Source organism: Streptosporangium sp. NPDC087985, from assembly GCF_044741965.1.
Classification (GTDB): Bacteria; Actinomycetota; Actinomycetes; order Streptosporangiales; family Streptosporangiaceae; genus Streptosporangium.
Window position 1 is genome coordinate 1 of the sequence record NZ_JBIUTQ010000070.1, and the last position, 1114, is coordinate 1114.

The window sequence follows — 1114 nt, forward strand, 5'->3', positions numbered from 1 at the left end:
CTACTACCTGCTCGAAGCCGAGGGATTCACCTGCTGGCTGCTGAACGCCAAGCACGTCAAGAACGTCCCCGGCCGCCCCAAAACCGACAAGCTGGACGCGGTATGGCTGGCCAAGGTCGTCGAACGCGGCATGTGCCGACCCAGCCTGGTCCACCCCAAGCCGATCCGCCAGCTACGCGACCTGACCCGCTATCGGCGCAGCCTGGTGCGCGAGCGCACCCGCGAGAAGCAGCGCGTGGAAAAGCTGCTGGAAGACGCCCAGATCAAGCTGTCCAGCGTGATCAGTGACATCTTCGGCGTCTCCGGCCGCGAGATGCTGGCCGCGCTGATCGACGGGCAGCGCGATCCCAAGGTTTTGGCCGCGATGGCGCGTGGCCCGATGCGCTCCAAGATCCCCCTGCTGCAAGAAGCGCTGACCGGTCACTTCACCGATGAGCACGGCTTCTTATGCCAGATGATGACTGATCGAGTCGATGACCTCACCGCTCGGATCGAGGCCGTTTCCCGCCGCATCGAGGACAAGATCGCCCCGTATGCCGCCGCAGTGGCCCAACTCGACGAGATCATCGGTGTCGGCACCATCGCCGCCCAGGAACTCATCGCCGAGATCGGCATCGACATGAGCCGCTTCCCCACCGCCGGCCATCTCGCCTCCTGGGCCAAATTCGCGCCCATCGACAACGCCTCCGCCGGCAAGAAGAAGGGCGGCTCCACCGGCAAGGGCAATCCCTGGCTCGGCGCCACTCTCGGCGAGATCGTCGCGGCCGCCTCCCGCTCCACCACCTTCCTGGGCGAGCGCTACCGGCGACTGTCCAGGCGCCGCGGACGAAAACGCGCCATCGTCGCCGTCGGCAACTCCGTCCTCACCATCGTCTGGCATCTGCTGTCCGACCCCGACGCTCGCTACCGCGACCTGGGCCCCGACTTCTACCAATCCCGCATCGCCACCAGACGCCGCGAACACGACCTCGTCCGCCAGCTCGAACGCCTCACCGGCAAAACCGTCACCCTGCAACCAACCGCCTGACCCCAATTCCCACCCCGCAGACCCTGCCCCGACATCACTGGCCAGGGTTCGCTGCCGCCTGCCCACTAACTCACCGATTTTCGAGCC

At 66.2% G+C, this 1114-nt stretch carries 1 protein-coding gene; it reads left to right on the forward strand.

The features are described 5' to 3' along the window. A partial coding sequence (locus ACIN94_RS32845; RefSeq protein ID WP_400714958.1) for an IS110 family transposase occupies positions 1-1027 on the forward strand: 1027 nt, incomplete at its 5' end. Between the last annotated feature and the right edge of the window lie 87 nt (positions 1028-1114).